This is a genomic window from Geobacillus sp. C56-T3, assembly GCF_000092445.1.
In the GTDB taxonomy this organism is placed as follows: Bacteria; Bacillota; Bacilli; order Bacillales; family Anoxybacillaceae; genus Geobacillus; species Geobacillus thermoleovorans.
Map to the genome: position 1 here is coordinate 290,212 of NC_014206.1, position 17,124 is coordinate 307,335.

The 17,124-nt window shown below is 49.9% G+C and carries 16 protein-coding genes and 1 riboswitch; all 16 genes read left to right on the plus strand.

The window, feature by feature from the left end:
- The first annotated feature begins 8 nt into the window (after positions 1–8).
- The 16 genes from GC56T3_RS01660 (at position 9) to GC56T3_RS01735 (ending at position 16,976) form a co-directional block, all read left to right on the plus strand.
- A complete protein-coding gene (locus tag GC56T3_RS01660) occupies positions 9–1,073 on the plus strand; it encodes a hypothetical protein (RefSeq protein ID WP_013144106.1) in 1,065 nt (354 codons plus the stop codon).
- Positions 1,074–1,083: 10 nt separating this feature from the next.
- Complete coding sequence (locus tag GC56T3_RS01665) at positions 1,084–2,577, plus strand: phage tail spike protein (RefSeq protein WP_013144107.1); 1,494 nt, start codon at positions 1,084–1,086, stop codon at positions 2,575–2,577.
- The gene (locus GC56T3_RS01670) at positions 2,574–2,771 is read left to right on the plus strand and encodes a hypothetical protein (protein WP_013144108.1); all 198 of its coding nucleotides are present in this window, start codon (positions 2,574–2,576) and stop codon (positions 2,769–2,771) included. The genes GC56T3_RS01665 and GC56T3_RS01670 overlap by 4 nt, the downstream gene beginning before the upstream one ends.
- Before the next feature lie 4 nt (positions 2,772–2,775).
- Positions 2,776–3,573, plus strand: a complete 798-nt coding sequence (locus GC56T3_RS01675) for a hypothetical protein (protein ID WP_011888048.1) — start codon at positions 2,776–2,778, stop codon at positions 3,571–3,573.
- The gene (locus tag GC56T3_RS01680) at positions 3,570–6,461 is read left to right on the plus strand and encodes a glycosyl hydrolase family 18 protein (protein WP_013144109.1); all 2,892 of its coding nucleotides are present in this window, start codon (positions 3,570–3,572) and stop codon (positions 6,459–6,461) included. The genes GC56T3_RS01675 and GC56T3_RS01680 overlap by 4 nt, the downstream gene beginning before the upstream one ends.
- Positions 6,413–6,829 (plus strand): hypothetical protein, encoded by a 417-nt coding sequence (locus GC56T3_RS01685; RefSeq protein ID WP_227456679.1) that lies wholly within the window; start codon positions 6,413–6,415, stop codon positions 6,827–6,829. The genes GC56T3_RS01680 and GC56T3_RS01685 overlap by 49 nt, the downstream gene beginning before the upstream one ends.
- A complete protein-coding gene (locus GC56T3_RS01690; protein ID WP_013144110.1) occupies positions 6,829–7,023 on the plus strand; it encodes a hypothetical protein in 195 nt (64 codons plus the stop codon). The genes GC56T3_RS01685 and GC56T3_RS01690 overlap by 1 nt, the downstream gene beginning before the upstream one ends.
- A complete protein-coding gene (locus GC56T3_RS01695) occupies positions 7,023–7,403 on the plus strand; it encodes a hypothetical protein (RefSeq protein ID WP_013144111.1) in 381 nt (126 codons plus the stop codon). Before GC56T3_RS01690 ends, GC56T3_RS01695 begins: the two co-directional genes overlap by 1 nt.
- 105 nt (positions 7,404–7,508) lie before the next feature.
- Entirely contained in the window at positions 7,509–8,327 is an 819-nt protein-coding gene (locus tag GC56T3_RS01700; RefSeq protein ID WP_013144112.1) for a hypothetical protein, read from the plus strand.
- A gap of 51 nt (positions 8,328–8,378) precedes the next feature.
- Positions 8,379–9,101, plus strand: coding sequence for an N-acetylmuramoyl-L-alanine amidase (locus GC56T3_RS01705; RefSeq protein ID WP_013144113.1), 723 nt, complete (start codon positions 8,379–8,381; stop codon positions 9,099–9,101).
- 66 nt (positions 9,102–9,167) lie between these two features.
- Positions 9,168–9,938, plus strand: a complete 771-nt coding sequence (locus GC56T3_RS01710) for a hypothetical protein (protein WP_013144114.1) — start codon at positions 9,168–9,170, stop codon at positions 9,936–9,938.
- 6 nt (positions 9,939–9,944) lie between these two features.
- Complete coding sequence (locus tag GC56T3_RS01715) at positions 9,945–10,505, plus strand: hypothetical protein (protein ID WP_013144115.1); 561 nt, start codon at positions 9,945–9,947, stop codon at positions 10,503–10,505.
- Positions 10,506–11,121: 616 nt separating this feature from the next.
- The gene (gene fumC, locus GC56T3_RS01720; protein ID WP_013144116.1) at positions 11,122–12,492 is read left to right on the plus strand and encodes a class II fumarate hydratase; all 1,371 of its coding nucleotides are present in this window, start codon (positions 11,122–11,124) and stop codon (positions 12,490–12,492) included.
- A gap of 190 nt (positions 12,493–12,682) precedes the next feature.
- The gene (locus tag GC56T3_RS01725) at positions 12,683–13,639 is read left to right on the plus strand and encodes a MoxR family ATPase (protein WP_013144117.1); all 957 of its coding nucleotides are present in this window, start codon (positions 12,683–12,685) and stop codon (positions 13,637–13,639) included.
- Positions 13,636–14,817: a DUF58 domain-containing protein gene (locus GC56T3_RS01730; protein ID WP_013144118.1), complete on the plus strand. Its 1,182-nt coding sequence runs from the start codon at positions 13,636–13,638 to the stop codon at positions 14,815–14,817. Before GC56T3_RS01725 ends, GC56T3_RS01730 begins: the two co-directional genes overlap by 4 nt.
- Positions 14,814–16,976 carry a transglutaminaseTgpA domain-containing protein gene (locus GC56T3_RS01735; RefSeq protein ID WP_013144119.1) on the plus strand — a complete coding sequence of 721 codons (2,163 nt, stop codon included), beginning with the start codon at positions 14,814–14,816 and terminating at the stop codon, positions 16,974–16,976. The genes GC56T3_RS01730 and GC56T3_RS01735 overlap by 4 nt, the downstream gene beginning before the upstream one ends.
- 40 nt (positions 16,977–17,016) lie before the next feature.
- Positions 17,017–17,118, plus strand: a riboswitch (purine riboswitch).
- Positions 17,119–17,124 lie beyond the last annotated feature (6 nt).

A 17,124-nucleotide genomic window follows, 5' to 3' on the forward strand; every position in this document is an offset into this window, starting at 1 on the left:
GTGAAACCATGGCGCAAACTCCTTATCGCGACCTAACAAGCCAAGACATTTTGGCCGCTCACATTTCAGGCTTGCAACACGACATCAACAAAATGCAGGCGGTTTTAGAAATGCAGACGGCGCAAGAGACAGGGCACGTATTGACACCCGTGGCGGATCAAGATGACCCGACCATTCGCTATCGAATTTACGAGGGAACGATACGAAATTGGCTCGACAACCCTGCGCCTGTCATCTATCGAAACGGCGTGCAAGTCGATCCAAGCGAATACGAAATCAGTCCGGCGCATGGCGTTGTCGTTTTTCACAATCAACAGAATTTAAACGATACCATCGCGGCAGACTTCACGTACATTACAAACGTTTCAGCATGGCGACAAAGCGTCGAGGGAAGCATTGGAAGCATTCCATCGTTGCAACAGGCGGTGGATCAACATTCGTTGTTGCTTGCTAATAATCCGGCGGGAGTTGAGCCCTTTTATCCGTTGTCGGGAACGTATGTCAGCCATTTTCGGCGCGATTACAATCCGTTGAATGCAGACGGAACGGCGAACGTGAACAGCCACGTGCCCGCGTTTCGGATATTGGTTTACGGCAACACGATTGACGCTTTTCCTTTTCCAGTGCCGACAAAAACACGGTTCGGCAAGGCGGCGATGAAGCTCAATTCGGCTAGTACGGACGTATCGTTGCGGATTGGCATTTATCGCGACAACGGCCTGCGACCGAGCGAATTGCTGTTTCAAAGCCCTGTCATCACCATTCCGGCGGCCGGAGGGTGGGGCATGGTGGACATTAATTTGGAGTTAGAACCGGGGTTCTATTGGATTGCAAGGCACGATGGGGCAACAGCGTATTATGACGGACTGAACCAAGTCAGTGCCATTCCGATTGTGAAATTCGATGCTCAAACATTCTTGCAAGATTTATCGCCACGCCCCAATCCTCATACGTTCTATGGAGGCTATCGGGCGACGAACATTCCTTTTGGGGATATGCCGTCAACGTTTCCGGCAAGCGGAGCGTTGTTTCAACGAAGTTCCTATTGCTCGCCTTGGCTAGTCGTGGCGTGAGGTGACGCCTATGCTGAAATACAATCAGTTGAGAGTCGGACGGTATAACATACTCGGAAAAATTCGATACAACAGCCAACCGCCGCAACGACAGCAACCCTTGTACAATCGACTGTCCAATGCTTTGTTGGTCGTGTATGACCAAAACGGGAATCGGCTTGGCGTATTGGAAAACGCGGATGACCCGATTTTGGAACAAGAGATTGGCAGTGTGGATACGCTGACGTTTTCCCTTCCATACAACGATCCAAAACGAGAATACATTCAAAATGAAAACATCGTCGAAGTCGTCAATCAGCGTTATTTCATTCGGGATGTCTCGAAAGTGAGAGCGGGAGGACGGCTCGAACTTGTTGTGTATTGCGAAGCGACATGGTACGACCTGCAATATACCGAGCCGATGAAAGCGTTGAGTTGGCAGGACGCGACGCCGGAACAAATCATGGCGGATATTCTGGACGGGACGGGGTGGACAGTCGGGCGCGTAGAAGTGACAGAGCGTCGAAACCTTCAGTTGGAAGAAGGATTAACGAATCGGCTGAAAGCATTGAGAGAGCTTCCCAACGTCTTTACGGGCGAGTTGTGGTTCAACACAAGCAACAATACAGTCGATTTCTTGCGGCCGGAAGGAAGGGATTCCGGAGCGTCTATCGTCTATCGGAAAAACATGAAGGAAATCGAAGTGAACTACAGTACGAAAAATCTTGTCACAAAGCTGTACTTGTACGGGAAGAACAATATGACGATTGAAGACGCTCATCCAGAAGGATTGCCTTATATCGAAAACTATCAATATACGACCAAGAAGAAAGTGATGGTCGTGAAAGATGAGCGTTTCACCAACCCGTTTCATCTTTACGAGCGCGGCGTATATGCTTTGAGTATCCTCTCGCGCCCGACCGCTTCATACGTGATGAAAGTCGCCGACTTGTCAAGAATGTCGGGTTTGAGCCATGAACAATTCGCCCTTGGCGATAACGTGTTTGTGTACGACAAAGAATTGGGCATCAACGAGAAGAAGCGCATTGTTCGTTGGAAGTACAACATCAAAAAGCCGTGGGAATCGGAAGTGGAGCTTGAACGTCCACAACCGACGCTGTCTGATTTGCTGTCGGGTGTTCAGGAAGCGGCATCCGTTTTGGAATCGGAGGATACGGTAGACAGACAAGATTTGCTGAATTTGAGTGTTTTTAATTACCTTATGAATTCCCGTGCCGATGACGGATTCAACTATTGGACGAATAGTGGATGGGAGATTGATCCGGTCAACGGATACAGCGGCAACGCCTCGTTTAAGGCAACGGCCGAAGAAGGAAAAACCAAGACACTCAAGCAAATCGTTTACCCGTCCCATCGCGATTCGTATTCCATCAGCATGCGAGTGGCGGCGGAAAACTTGCAAGTCGGGAGGGGGCGCGTCGGTGTTTACATTCGCATCAAGTACGCGGACGGAACAGAAGACGAGCCAATTTGGCTGTCACTGGCCGGAGGTGAGACGATATGATGTTCCAATTACTCAATCAAGTTATCGAAGTGAAAAACCCCGATCGGGGAGTTTCGGCGATTGAAATTGAGTTTGTCGTGGAGAATTGCCAATCGGGGCAGGTGAATGTCACCGACATCATGCTGCAAAGCGGTTCAATCGCGACTTTGTGGAAAGGGCATCCGTCGGAAACACGTTGGTCGCTAGACGGGTGATGGTATGAATAAAGGAGATTGGACGCGATTTCTCGCTACATTGACCAAATTTCAACGAAAAAAAGTGGATCATATCGAATTTGAGCTAGTCGCTGAAAACCTGCGGCGCGGAGCGATCCGCATCACTGACTTGCAATTGCAAGAAGGCGAACAGGCGACGGCTTCCATTCCGAACACGGCGGAATGGTTCCAACCTGCATACGGAACACTGGACGAAACATCAACGGCCGTTGGGGGAGACGTTTATTTAGGCGATCAGCCGAGAGTATTCGAGAATGTGAAAAATCGCTTCTACAACATTGTCGGGCGAGGACATGAAGCGATTATCGTGCCAAACGTGTACGAAACAGACTTCTCACGTCAACTGACGACTACTGTCGTGGACATCACGCTATACGCGAAAAACGACTTCGATTTGTTGCGGATTTCCACCAACTATGGAGACTATGTGGACGAATACGAGCGAGTATATCCCGACGAGCCGGAACATCCCTTAAATAAGCGATACAGCCGTGAATTTTTCTTTGAAGGCGGCGCGGCCGGAAGCGAAATTCGGTTGTGGGGCTCAAGGAACGAGGCGTCGATCAACGGCGTTCCGGCCAATCGGGCGAGCCGGAGCCTGCCTGTCGGCAACGGAACGCTCAAGATAAGGCGTCAATTGTTCATGGGCTTGCCTTATGGCTCGAACCGGATTCGCATCGAGTTTTACAAGCTAGTTAATGGGAAAATGCAAGACGTTGGCATTGGGTACTGGGGAGTTGTCGAACTCATTCAATGGCAGGAAGGGAAGTCCAAGCCATGATAAAGCTGTTATCTTGGTCGCTAAATGAGCCGTCAAACGCTGAATTTGAGCAATACGCGAGAGAAGTCTCAACAGGCTTATGGGAAATCATTGACCCGAACGCTTGGAAGAATTGGGGCGGCGATCAGCGCAACTTTTGGTACGCGTTTTTAGAACATCACGACAAAATACATGCGTTTGGTCTTCACGATTTCGGCGTGTTGGCCGACGGCTCCATTTATCATTACAAGGCCGGCGAATCGTATCCTGTCTTGACCGATGACGAGAGCGGCATTCGCTATTGGATGAGAGATTCGTTGCGATTTTTGGTGGATCACTACCCGAGTATCAAGTGGTCGTTACAAATGGTTTGTTTTAATGAAAGTCGGGTAGAGCCGATGTTAGATAACGTGAACAATGCACAAGACACGTTCATCCGACAACTGCGGAAAATCGCCGAACTCTACATGAACCGTTTCCCGAACCGCATCAAAGGGATTGAGATGGACTTTGAAAAAAGTTCGTCTCGAAGTCGCTCATATCAAGAAGCGGAAAAGTATCGCGATTTGCTTGTAAGGGTGAAAAACGAGGTTTGTATTCCGTTAGGGCTGGAATTGCGCGTGAACCTTCATGCGATGACGGGCGATTTTGAGCCGTATTGGTATCAATGGACAGACTATCGAACCGTCGCCAGCGGAAGGGATTTGAACGGAAATCAGGCTATCGACGAGTTCCAAATCATGTCCTATGATTTCTCGTCGGGCAATACTGCTCCTGGAGCGTCTACCCCATTGTGGTGGCTCGAACAGGTGTTGGATCACGTACGAAATGTACTGCCGCCGGAAAAGGTGTATGTCGGAACAGCCGCCTATGGGCGCCGCTGGCAGTTGAATGAGAAGCGGACAGGAACAATCGTAAGATATTGGCAGTTGCTTCAATGGCAAAACGGATTGTTCAAGCATAACGCTGGCAGTAGAAACGAGAATGACGAATTTGTTTGGTATAATCAATCGTTCATTCCATATGCCGGATTCCATGATGAAGAATCATCCTACGAAAAGACGTATTTGCATGTGTATGACCGATTTGCGGTGCAGTTCGCAACGTTAAAGACGTTTAACGATCAAACCGTGATTTTCCGTGATACGTACAACGGACAGGACTACATCACAAGCTATTCGAAGCACCAAAGAGCGAAGTTCACGGGCATCAAGAAAATATTGAACGATGTGACGAGCCGGATGGGGAACACGCGAACAGGCACGACTTGGACGCCGCGTGATACACTGTCCGGCTATACATTTTACGGCTATTCAGCGCATTCGGCGGTCTACAACTACAACAAAGACCTGAACACATGCGAACCAGCAGAAGGAAACGAAGGGCAGGACGGGCGCTTGTACTACTCATTCACCCTGCCAGAAGCGGGAAGCTATCGACTGATCGCCGTTGTCTATTTCCCGTATTTAAACCCGCGGATTCCCATCAGCGTGAACGGACAGGGCTTTGTCATCGGGGAAAAAGGAAATCAGCCCGAATGGTATCCGTTTTACGTCAATCCCGACAGGCATTTCTACGACTGCGATGTTTTTTCGTTTGGCACTTCAAACACGATTGAGGTTGGCATATGCGAAGACGATGCGCAAATTCTAGGGTTTATCGTTTGCGAGGCGTTTGAGCATGGCATGTCGGGCGGGGAAGTCGAGTATCGCGTCAATTTGCAGCCAGCGTGGAAACGAGGAGAAGTGACAAACGGGATCGTTTCAAAAGTGCAAGCCGCTTTTCCGGCGAACATGACTATCACCGGCGAATTATTGCGGAGGCCACCTCGTCCGGCCATCATATGGGAGGATATGTTTGGCCCACACGTTCGAAGCGGCATTACGGATTTGGCGAAAACAAAATACTATCTGCACGTCGATCCGAATTACGTTCCGCCGGGTGCTACACCCGATCCGAACTTGCAACGATGCGTCGGCGCTCCAGTGAGCAGGGGATACTCATTTGGATCATGGCGCCCCTATGCGGCGACAAGCACCGAGGAAGCGCACGTATTCGCCGATACAAGGACACAGTCTATGCAATTGATCGTCAACCGCCAATACGAGATGAACGCTCATATCGAAGCGGATTTGCGCGCTGACGTGAACGATAGAAACGCTGTGTACGGCATTCGCTTTTGCGCCGATCAAGCCGGACAAATCGGGCGAGGGTACGCCTTTGTTGCCGATCATCGAGCCGGACGATTTTATCTCAAATATGAAAGTGGCGGAAACAGCCAAGTGTTAGCGTCTGCTCCACTCACGTTGACGCTCGGACAACGCTACACATTCAAGGTTCGAGTGTACGGCAATCATATCAAGTGCATGGTCGGGAACACGGAAGTCATCGACTATCCGAGTACACAAACGTTTCCGGCGCCGCCAAACAAGGGAGCGCACGGTGTATATGCGAGTGGTTGTCGCGTGAAGTGCTATCGACTGCAAATCGCCACAAATGATCGGTATGAGCCGATGGAGAAGGTAGCAGCGATCATCGACGGCGTGGAACATGTTGCACTTGAAGAAACGCGGCCGTACAGCTATGACGAGCTAGGCTATCTTGTATATTCGGGCTTTGACCCCGATGAAGGGTTAGGCATTAAGATTTCCAATGACTACGAAAACCTCCCGATTGTAACCGTGCCGTCTTGGCAAGGGGAGAAAACCATCCGCATCCGTATGGCGGACGCAGGTGTATGGCTGCGCAATTTCTATGTCGGCGATTCGGAAGGCTATTCGATTGCGTGGAACGGCGACCTTGAAAGTTTCATAAAAGCCGCCGAATACACAATGCGATACGGTTGTAAAGGTGTGGCGATGTGGACAATCGGGCAAGAAGACCCGCGGATATTCACTTATATCCCATGAAAGGGGGTGAAGCCATGGGTATTTCTCCACATGACGGAAACGGGGTGACAATTACACTGCGAGAGATTTATGACTCGCTAAATGGAGTGTCGTCGTCATTGGACAGACTGGAACAACGAATTATTCGTTTGGAGGAAAAAACGTCCATGGCCAGTGAAGCTGATGAGCGAAGCCGGAACGCCTTGAAAAAGGCGGAGGAGGCGTTTCAAAAAGCAAGCGAAGCGCTTGTCCTGATCCAAGAAAAAGAGGCTGAGAAAAAAGAATTCAAGAAAATGTGGTTTAGCGCGATCCTAACAGCTATCACTCCGTGGCTGTTAGGTTTTTTATTCGCCCTTATTTATCTTGTCCAGAAAGGAGGTGAGTTGTGATGAAGGATTGGAAGAAAATCATCGGGTATTTCATCCCGATTGTCGCGCTTGTGATTGCCAACATTGTCAAGGTTGATGATCCGTCGCAAATCGAAGGAGCGCTGGAAATCATCGTTTCCGGCGTTTTTGGTTTGTTGGCGGCGATTGGGGTCTACAAGAACAATGACAAAAGCGACGAGAAGGACAAAAAATAATGGGAAAGGGTGGTTGGAATATGCCTTGTAGTGATATTATGATGCCGCATGTTGTTTGCACTGATGCCAGCTACTATACAGAAAACGCTACTTCAATTGATGTAACGGTCTCTTATCAAGGTGGAGGAATTGCAGATCCAAACGGCGATGGATTTATTGCGCCAACTTGGGATTATGTCTTGGCATTAGAAATTTATGATGGTTATTGGAAGGCTGTGGAATTGCAATCGGGATATTATAGACATCAAACACCTGTCAAAAAATTTTACTTGGCCGGAAAGAAAGAAGGTCGATACAGGGTCCGTTTGTACTATCAAGCCAGAGAAAATGAAGAATATACGGGGGTGGTAACAACATATTCTTTCATGGTGTATCGCTGATTGTTAAGGGGCAGGGGCGCCCGAATTGGCGCCCCTTCATTTGAAAGGAGTTAAAAAATTGGTTAAAATGGTAACGACTAATAAGGAAAAGGGGGAGGATTCGAGTTGGGCAAATTGGCTTTTGGATTGTTAGCCGCCGTTGTTTTAGGGATCGGGTTTTTTGTAATGAGCGATAAGGATGCCCAAAGTGCCAAACCTGCCTCAAATACACAGCAATCGAAATGGGAGCAAAAAGAACAGTTGACTGTTGGAATTGATCCACATGATCATCCTGAATACAAATCGAATTTTGAGCTCTACTTTGCTCATCTTAATTCTGCTGTTCTTGTAGACAAAGCAAATGTTGATAATGGCGGGAAAACTTTAAGCAACGAAGATTATAAGAGAATTTTAAACGACATCAGGAAGAATTTAGACAATATCAAATATGACGGAGAAAAGAAAGACGAGCTAAACAAAGTGAAAAAGCTGGTGGATCAAGCGATTCAAAATAACGCAATCAAAGGCGATGAGATTTTTTACGAGATTCACCAAATCATTCATGAGTTGGATAAGCACTTTAACACAACTTATTTTGTCGATGAAGTTTCAAACAAACAATCTGAAGCATCGTTTTTCATTGAGAAAAGCGAATTTGACGATGTATATAAATGGTTGGCAAGCACTAAACGGGATCTTCATTCTGACAAATACGACCCGTTTAGAGACAGAGAGGAATTTTTGGTTCACATAGCGCATGCGAGTTATGCATACTCAAGACATTTTTACAATCTCGAAGATGACATTTTTATGAAAATGAAGTTAAGTGAGTTAATCAAACTATTTGGGAAAATGAAAAACGAATCCGATTCAAGAAAATATAATGAGTATATCGAACAATTTGATGCCATTTATGATGAAATCCAAAAAGAACGACGCCTGTAAAGGGCGTTTTTTGTTTGCCTTTTATTCCAAAACATCGAAGGAGGAATGGATATGGCTGACTTCGTCCAAGTCATCGACCCAGGCCATGGCGGCCACGATCCAGGTGCAGTGGCGAACGGACTTCGCGAAAAAGATTTGACGCTGAAAATCGCACTCTATACGAGAGACTACATTCATGAGCTATACGAAGGTGTCAAGGTCTACCTCACTCGCGACAAAGACGTTTTTGTCAGCTTGAGCGACCGCGCTGCTTTTGCCAACCGACTCAACGCGGATCACTTTTGTAGCATTCATATCAATGCAGGCGGTGGCGAGGGATTCGAGTCGTACATTTATAACGGCTCGTATTCTAGCAAACCGAAAACACAGGCATTGAGAAACGTTTTACACGATACCATTGTTGCCGAAACGAAATTTGTTAATCGCGGGAAGAAAGAGGCGAACCTTGCCGTTCTCCGCGAGACGAGGATGTCGGCCGTTCTGACCGAGAATGGGTTTATTGACAATAAAAATGATGCTGATTTTCTGAAGTCGGATGACAGTCTACGGAAGATCGCACTTGCACATGCACACGGGCTGGCCAAAGCGCATGGGTGGAAAGCGAAAGCGAAGCCCACGTTAGAGGCAAAGCCTGTACCGAAGCCGTCGGACGGTGGGAAGGTATTCTACCGAGTGGTGGCAGGCAGTTTCGCGGATCGAGAAAATGCTGAAAAACGAGTAAGGGAGTTGAAAGAAAAAGGGCTTGATTCTTTTATTGATGTATACAGAGCCTAACTACTTTCAAACGGAAAGGAGGTGATTTATGATAAATGTAAATACCAAATCTAGGAGGTTTTACAAATGAAACTGTACAAACCGATGATTGGTATGTTGGTCGCTGTCTTGTTGTCGGGGTGCTCTGATTCTCCGGAAAAAGAGTCGAAAGAACCAGACAAGCCTAAGGCAGAACAGACAGAACAAGAGCGAAACACGAAGCAGGATAGCCAAAGAGAAGAACAGAGCAAGGAGAAGGGGACTCGAAACGAAGAACAAAGCTCCAAACAGGAAGATAGGTCAGAGAACCAACAATCAAAAAATGCTGAGTACGAAGCTATTCGGTCATACGTTGGGCAAAAAGTGAACTGGAAGCCGGGTGTGAAAGAGAGCATTCAAAAGTTTGTCCGAGACCACCATCAATTTTATGAGGACACGCTAACCTACGGGAGAATCAAGAATGTCAATTGGGAGCAACAAAAGAAGCACGCTGATGCCTTGATTAAGGAAGCAAAAGCAATCATCCCCGAAATCACGGAACAGATCAAAACCATGGAACAGAACAACTTGCTCGATATAGTATCTATTGATGACGATCCGAGAGATTTGAAATTGGATTTTGAAGTTCTCGAGGTTGTTCTCGAAATTGCAACAAGCCAAAAAGATACAACCGGCCTGGTGTATGCACATCGGATTTTGCACGACTTGGATGTTGAATTGAACGGGACGAAGACGCACAAATTCGGGATGAGTTCATACTATCATGGTGGTGAGAATCGTCCAGAACTATGGAAATATATCGAAAAAAACGGAAGAGAGCGCCCACTTTCTTGGAATGAACAAAAAAGCAAGAGGTGATAGGGAATGAATATCGTTGCAATCAATATGTCTGGTCAATCGATTCCTGTTTATCGACTTGATGGATATACTGGAGAAAAAACACGGATTGGAACTATTTATCCACACGAGTTATATGGGTTGAATTATTTAGCTGGTGGTGACTATGTGTATTTTGACATTTTGTTTCGTAATTCAAGCGGATCCTTACAATGGGGGACGATCATCGAACCTCCCGAAAGTGCGAGAGAAAACGCCTATCGCTCCAAATATAGCTATGGAACCATAACAAAAAACGGGAAAACATATTATACATTCAAGATGACAAGAACAGAAAACCTTTATAGCGTGTCAGGGCGGAAAATAGGTTCTGTGGCGGCTGGGCAATATGTGGCGACCATAGCTGATCCGAGTTCCGGCGACACAAATCCTCATTGGTTGCAAGTCTATTTTGCTCGTAGTACTAGTGGTGTATGGGACTCTCTCGCTGCGGATGGAGCTAGCTATGGATTTGTAAATATCGGCCTTGAAGACGGGTCGATGTATAATACCGTTTCTTGTGATGGATTGTGGTCAAAGTATTTTTAGCTAAACAAAAGGCGGATCTCTCCGCCTTTTTTTGACCACGTGACCACATTGTGACCACGAATTTAATCAAAAATTATATTTTTTATTGGATATTTAAACCTTACAAGTCTCTAAAAATCCCTATAATTCAACATTTAACAGACTTAAAGAAACTTTGATGTCCATTGATAAGCGATGGGCGGCATGATGTAATCCGCCTAGCGAAACAAAGAACACTGGGAGTAATCCCGGTGTTCTTTTTCTTTTTGCCGCTGGGCAGTAGTCAAATTGAACGTGAAGTTTTGCACTCGGGGCGGCAGGATGGAGCTTGAGTTCTTTGACGAGCAGCGGCGGGGCCGCAGCATCAGCAACCACTCCGCGATGGCCTGTTGACCATGAATACGTTCCGAGCCGGTAGTCGACCGTTTCGCTGTTGATGGTCAATACCAGTTTTGGCGGTTCGAATGAACAGCCGGAAAATCATAGAAGCAGGAGAAAAAACAAACTCCGTCGTTTTCTCATAGGCAATTCCCCCTTTTTTAGTTTAGGCGTCTTTTCTGCAGATTTGTTGCGTTTATCCGCACGGAAAAGGGAATAAAAACATAATGGAGACGTCTAAACAAAGGAGGACAACACGATGAATGAACGGATTGAACGCGACTCGCTCGGCGAGGTGCGGGTGCCGGCCGATAAATACTGGGGGGCGCAGACGGAGCGGAGCCGGCAAAACTTCCGCATCGGCAAAGAAACGATGCCGCTTGAACTCATTTACGCCTATGCCGAGTTGAAAAAAGCGGCGGCCATCGTCAACCATCGAGCCGGGAAACTGAGCGAAGCGAAGCAGCGGGCGATTGTGGCCGCGTGCGAGGAAATTTTGGCGGGCCAATGGGATGACCATTTTCCGCTCGTCGTCTGGCAGACGGGAAGCGGGACGCAGACGAACATGAACGTCAATGAAGTCGTGGCGAGACGGGCGAGCGAGCTGCTGGATGAGGGGGAAGGGCGCATTCACCCGAACGATGATGTGAACATGTCGCAAAGCTCGAACGACACATTCCCAACTGTGATGCATATCGCGATCTTCACGAAGATCCAAACGCACCTCCTGCCAGCGCTTGATGGCTTGATCGGGACATTCGCGACCAAAGAACGCCAATATGGGAAGACGATCAAAATCGGGCGCACCCACTTGCAAGACGCGACGCCGCTCACATTTGGGCAGGAGATTTCCGGTTGGCGGGCGATGCTTGAGAAAAGCAAGGCGATGATCATGGAGGCGAGTGAGAAGCTGCTTGATTTGGCGATCGGCGGCACGGCGGTTGGCACCGGAATCAATGCGCCGCCGGGATTTGGCGAGCAAGTGGCCGAGCAGCTAAAAACGCAGACGGGCTATCCGTTCCGTTCTTCAACCAATAAATTCCATGCGCTGACAAGCCATGATGAGATCGTGTATGTCCACGGAGCGTTGAAAGCGCTCGCCGCCGATTTGATGAAAATCGCCAACGATATCCGCTGGCTGGCGAGCGGGCCGCGCTCCGGGCTCGGGGAGATCACGATTCCAGCCAATGAACCCGGAAGCTCGATCATGCCGGGGAAAGTGAATCCAACGCAAAGCGAAGCGATGACGATGGTCGCTGTGCAAGTGTTCGGCAATGACGCCACGATCGGCTTTGCGGCGAGCCAAGGCAACTTCCAATTAAATGTGTTCAAGCCGGTCATCGCCTATAACGCCATTCAGTCCGTGCAGCTGCTCGGCGATGTGATCCGCTCGTTTGATGAACGGTGCGCCCAAGGGCTGGAGGCGAACGAAGCGAAAATGAAAGAATACGTGGACCGCTCACTCATGCTCGTGACGGCGTTGAGCCCGCGTATCGGCTACGACCGGGCGGCGGAAATCGCCAAGCTCGCCCATCGCGAAGGGTTGACGCTCAAGGAAGCGGCGTTGAAAACCGGGTATGTCACGGCGGAGCAGTACGAGGAATGGGTGAGACCGGAGAAAATGATTTAAGGGAAAAGCGCTCATCCCGCTTCCGTGGGATGGGCGTTTTCATTTTTGACTTCTCCCTTTTTTCTCCTTCTCCCCTTTGTTGCAAATCCATTCCAAAAGTTGTGTATATTCGATATTATATTAATAGTAGAAACTAGATAGTGCCTACCCCTAAAAGTCCCATTGATCACCATAAAAGGAGTTTGATGTCATGACGATCAACGAACCGTTGCTTTCCCCGCTTGAGCAAGTTGTCCGCAATATTGAACAAGTCATTGTCGGAAAACGCAATGTCATTGTGCTCAGTTTAACGGCGCTGTTGGCCAAGGGCCATGTGTTGCTTGAAGATGTGCCGGGCGTCGGCAAGACGATGCTTGTGCGCGCGCTGGCGAAATCGTTCAGCGCCGAGCTGAAACGGATTCAATTTACGCCGGATTTGTTGCCGAGCGATGTGATCGGCGTTTCCGTCTATAATCCAAAAGAACGGCAGTTTGAGTACAAGCCCGGCCCGATTGTCGCTCATATTGTGTTGGCTGATGAGATTAACCGGACGTCGCCGAAAACGCAGTCGGCGCTGCTTGAGGCGATGGAAGAAGGAAGTGTGACGGTGGATGGTGTCACGCGGGCGCTGCCGCAGCCGTTTTTTGTGATGGCGACGCAAAACCCGATTGAATATGAAGGAACGTATCCGCTTCCTGAGGCCCAGCTTGACCGGTTTTTGTTGAAATTGCATATGGGCTATCCGTCCCCTGACGAGGAAATCGAAATGTTAAACCGTCTAGAAAAGACGGCACCGCTGGCGGAGATCGGCCCGGTGATGTCGCTTGATGAATTGCTTGCGCTGCAACGAAAGGTAGCCGACGTGCATGTGAGCGATACCGTGAAACGATATATCGTCGATCTCATCCAGCAAAGCCGTCAGCATGAAGCGGTCTATTTAGGCGTCAGTCCGCGCGGATCGGCCGCATTGATGAAAGCGGCGCAGGCGTACGCGTTCATCCATGGCCGCGATTTTGTCATCCCCGATGATGTGCAGCAGCTCGCTCCCTATGTGCTCGCCCACCGCCTGCTCGTCCGGCCGGAGGCGAAATGGGACAAGTTTGATGCAGAAACCATCATCGGACAGCTCATTGCCCGCACGCCGGTGCCGGTGCCAGGGCGGCGATGAGCATGAGAGGAAAATGGAATGGCCGACGATGGCCCGCTTTTCTTCGCCTGTTGATTTTGGCGGCTGTCTTGTTTTCGTACGCCATGTTTCAAGGTGGATTTGTCAGCTGGTTTTTGTTTTACAGCTTTTTGCCGTTCGGTTTGTATGCGTTCTTGGTCGCGATGTATCCGCTTCGACGCGCCGCGGTAAGCCGGACGGTGCCGGCGCGGCGCTACCATGCGGGTGAATCGATTCCGGTGATGGTTCGTATCGAGTTGCCGTGGGCGGTTCCGCTGGCGGCGCTTGCTGTTGCTGAGGAAGGGTGGAAGCACGGAGGAGAGATGATTGCGATTGCTTGGCCGTTTCGCCGCCACCTTTCTTGTACATGGCCGCTTTCCTTGCCGCGCGGCCGTCATCAATTGGAAGCTGTTCGCTTGGAAGCGCGCGATGTCTTTGGCTGGGTGAACAAAACGGCATCGTTTTATGCCCCGTGCACGGTCATCGTCTATCCACGTTATATCGAATGGCCGCCTGAGATGGTGTGCGAATGGTTTGCCCAAGGAAAAGCTGCGCGCACGCTTGCCTATCGCCGCGATATGGCCGTGGCGGCCGGCGCCCGTGAATACGTGCCTGGGGACAAAATGTCGTGGGTGCATTGGAAGGCGTCAGCGCGCAGACAGGAACTGATGACCAAAGAGTTTGATGAACAGCGCAATGACGATTGGATCGTTGTGCTCGACGGCGCCGCGTCTCCATGGTTTGAGGAGCTTGTCACGTTAGCGGTTTCCGTATCGAAGGCGTTGATCGATGAGGGGGTGCCGGTCGGGCTGTTCGTTGCTGGAAAAGAGCGTTCTTTCTTAGCGCCGCGCCGCCATGACGGACAGTGGCAGTCGATTCTTCTCCGGTTGGCGGAAGTGGACGTCGGCGGCCAAGAGCCGCTCGCGCATGTTTTAGCTGAGGAGGCGAACTGGAGGACGGCTGCTGGTTGCATCATTGTGACGTCCGCGTTGTCCGCCCAGTTGGCCGGGCAGCTGCGAGCAATGGCGCCAAAACGCCATATTGTTCTGTATGTTGTCAACCGTGAATGGGGAGAGGATGAGCGGAATTGGGCGGACAGGCTTCGCCGCAGCGGAGTGTACGTATCGCGCATTGACCCGCAGGCGTTGCAAACCGTCCGGCAAGGAGGAGGAGACGGATGAGACCGTTAGGGGCAAACATGTTATCTACCGTGCTGCCTAACGCCCTAGCCGCTTGGCTGCTCACGGAATGGCTTTGGCCGTTAGAGGCCGTCACCGATACAGCGCATATAGGCGTGTTTGTATCATTTGTCGCCCTTTGTTTCGGACTTCATTTGCTCCGTGTTCCCATATGGCTTTCCGCGCTCGGGAAAATGGTTTATATATGGTGGGCGCTTTCTCGTTTATTTTCTTTTGCTTCGATCGCCGCTTTGCCTTATGCGCTTTGGCGGGATAGCACCGTCTGGTTGTCGGGCGATTGGTCTTCTATGCCGGGCGATGCGCTGCGCACCTTTGTCTTTTTTCTGCTGTTATGGGCCGTTTCGTTCCTGTTGCATTGGCTTATTGTACGGCGGAATCGGTGGTTTGTCCCATACGCGTTGACAGTTGGGTATATCGCTGTGCTTGATACGTTTCTGCCATATAGCGGCAACGGGGCGATCCTTCGTCTTGTTGCGCTCGGCTTTTTTGCTTTCGTTTGGCTCCAGGGCGAAGAGCTGCAGGCAAAAGCGCCGTCTTTTCGCATCGGAAAGTGGCGGGCGGCCGCTCTATTCATTCCTGCCGTCGCTCTTGCGGTTGGGTATGCGGGTCCGAAGCTGCCGCCGCAATGGCCGGATCCGGTGGCGTTTATCCGCAGCTATCACGCCCAGCCGGAAGAAACGAACGATGACTCACCTTCTCCTGGTGTGGCAAAAGTGGGATATGGGCAAAATGATTCCCGCCTCGGCGGGCCGTTTATTGCTGATGATACCGTCGTTTTCATTGCCAAAGACCAAGGCCGTCATTATTGGCGCGTCGAAACGAAAGACATTTACACGGGAAAAGGGTGGGAAGCGTTTCAAAGCGAACAAGTCCAGTCGTTTGGAAACGGTGAGCTGATTAGGTATGAATGGTGGAGCGACAAAGTCAAGACGGTCGAGCAGACGGCGGAAATCACCCGCCAAGACCAGGCGTTTCATCTCGTCTATCCGCTCGGCTTGCAACAGGTGCAAACGTCTGACCATATCGTCTACCGCATGCATATGGCGACGGAAAAAATTTATACGAGCGATCAAAACGCCAACGCGCTTCCGATCCGTCAGTATATGCTGACGTATATGGAGCCAGATTTTCCGATTGAGGCATTGCGCGCCGCTCCTCCTGTCCAAGACCCGCCCTTTTTGAAACGCTATACGCAATTGCCAGAGACGCTTCCGCAGCGGGTTCGCGAGTTGGCGAAGCAAATTACTGATGGAAAAGAAACCGTGTACGACAAGGTAAAAGCGATCGAGCAATACTTCCATCTGAACGGATACACGTACGAAACGACGGACGTCGCTGTTCCCAGGCCTGATCAAGATTACGTCGACCAGTTTTTATTTGAGACGAAGCAAGGGTATTGCGACAATTTTTCCACCTCGATGGCGGTGCTCGTCCGCACACTGGGCATTCCAGCGCGCTGGGTGAAAGGGTACACATCCGGACGGTTGGTTGGGGAACAAGACGGGCAATCGGTTTATGAAGTGCGCAACAACGACGCCCATTCATGGGTCGAAGTGTATTTTGAAGGCATCGGCTGGGTGCCATTTGAACCGACGCAAGGGTTTGTCAATCCATATGCGTTCTCGCTTGCCGCTTCGAATCCAGAGGAGCCAGAACCACAGCTGCAGCCGGAAGAACGGGAAACGCCGCATGTGCCGCTCGATCAATTACTTGAGCAACCTTCGACGGCACAGGGGGAGCATTGGTGGGAGAAGCTGGCGGATGTTTGGTCGTGGAAAATGGGATTAACCACGCTGGTCGTGTTGGCCGTGTTGGGCGGAGCGGCCTATGCGACAAGGCGGAAATGGTGGCCGCGCTTTACGCTGTTTCGGTTCCGCCGCCGGAAACTCGATGGGGCCGCCTGGCTCATTTCTGCGTACGGGGCGCTTCTTCGCCATTTGCAAGATTATGGACTTAAGCGTCGGCCGCATGAAACGCTGCGTCAATACGCCGCCGAAGTGGATCGCCTGTTTGAAACAGATGAGATGAATCGGTTGACGAAACTATATGAACGCGCCGTATACGGAACGGGAATCAAGGAAGCCAATGTCCGTGAAGCGGTGGAATTGTGGGAAAATTTAATAAAAAGGACGATCTCTTGACCGTATGCCGGCAAGTTGATAGAATGAACTCAAATTTGCATACGGATAGACGAAAGCCCTTCATATAAGCGCAAGAATATGGCTTGCGCGTCTCTACCGGGCCGCCGTAAACGGCCCGACTATGAAGGCAGAAGACGCTGCTATTCTG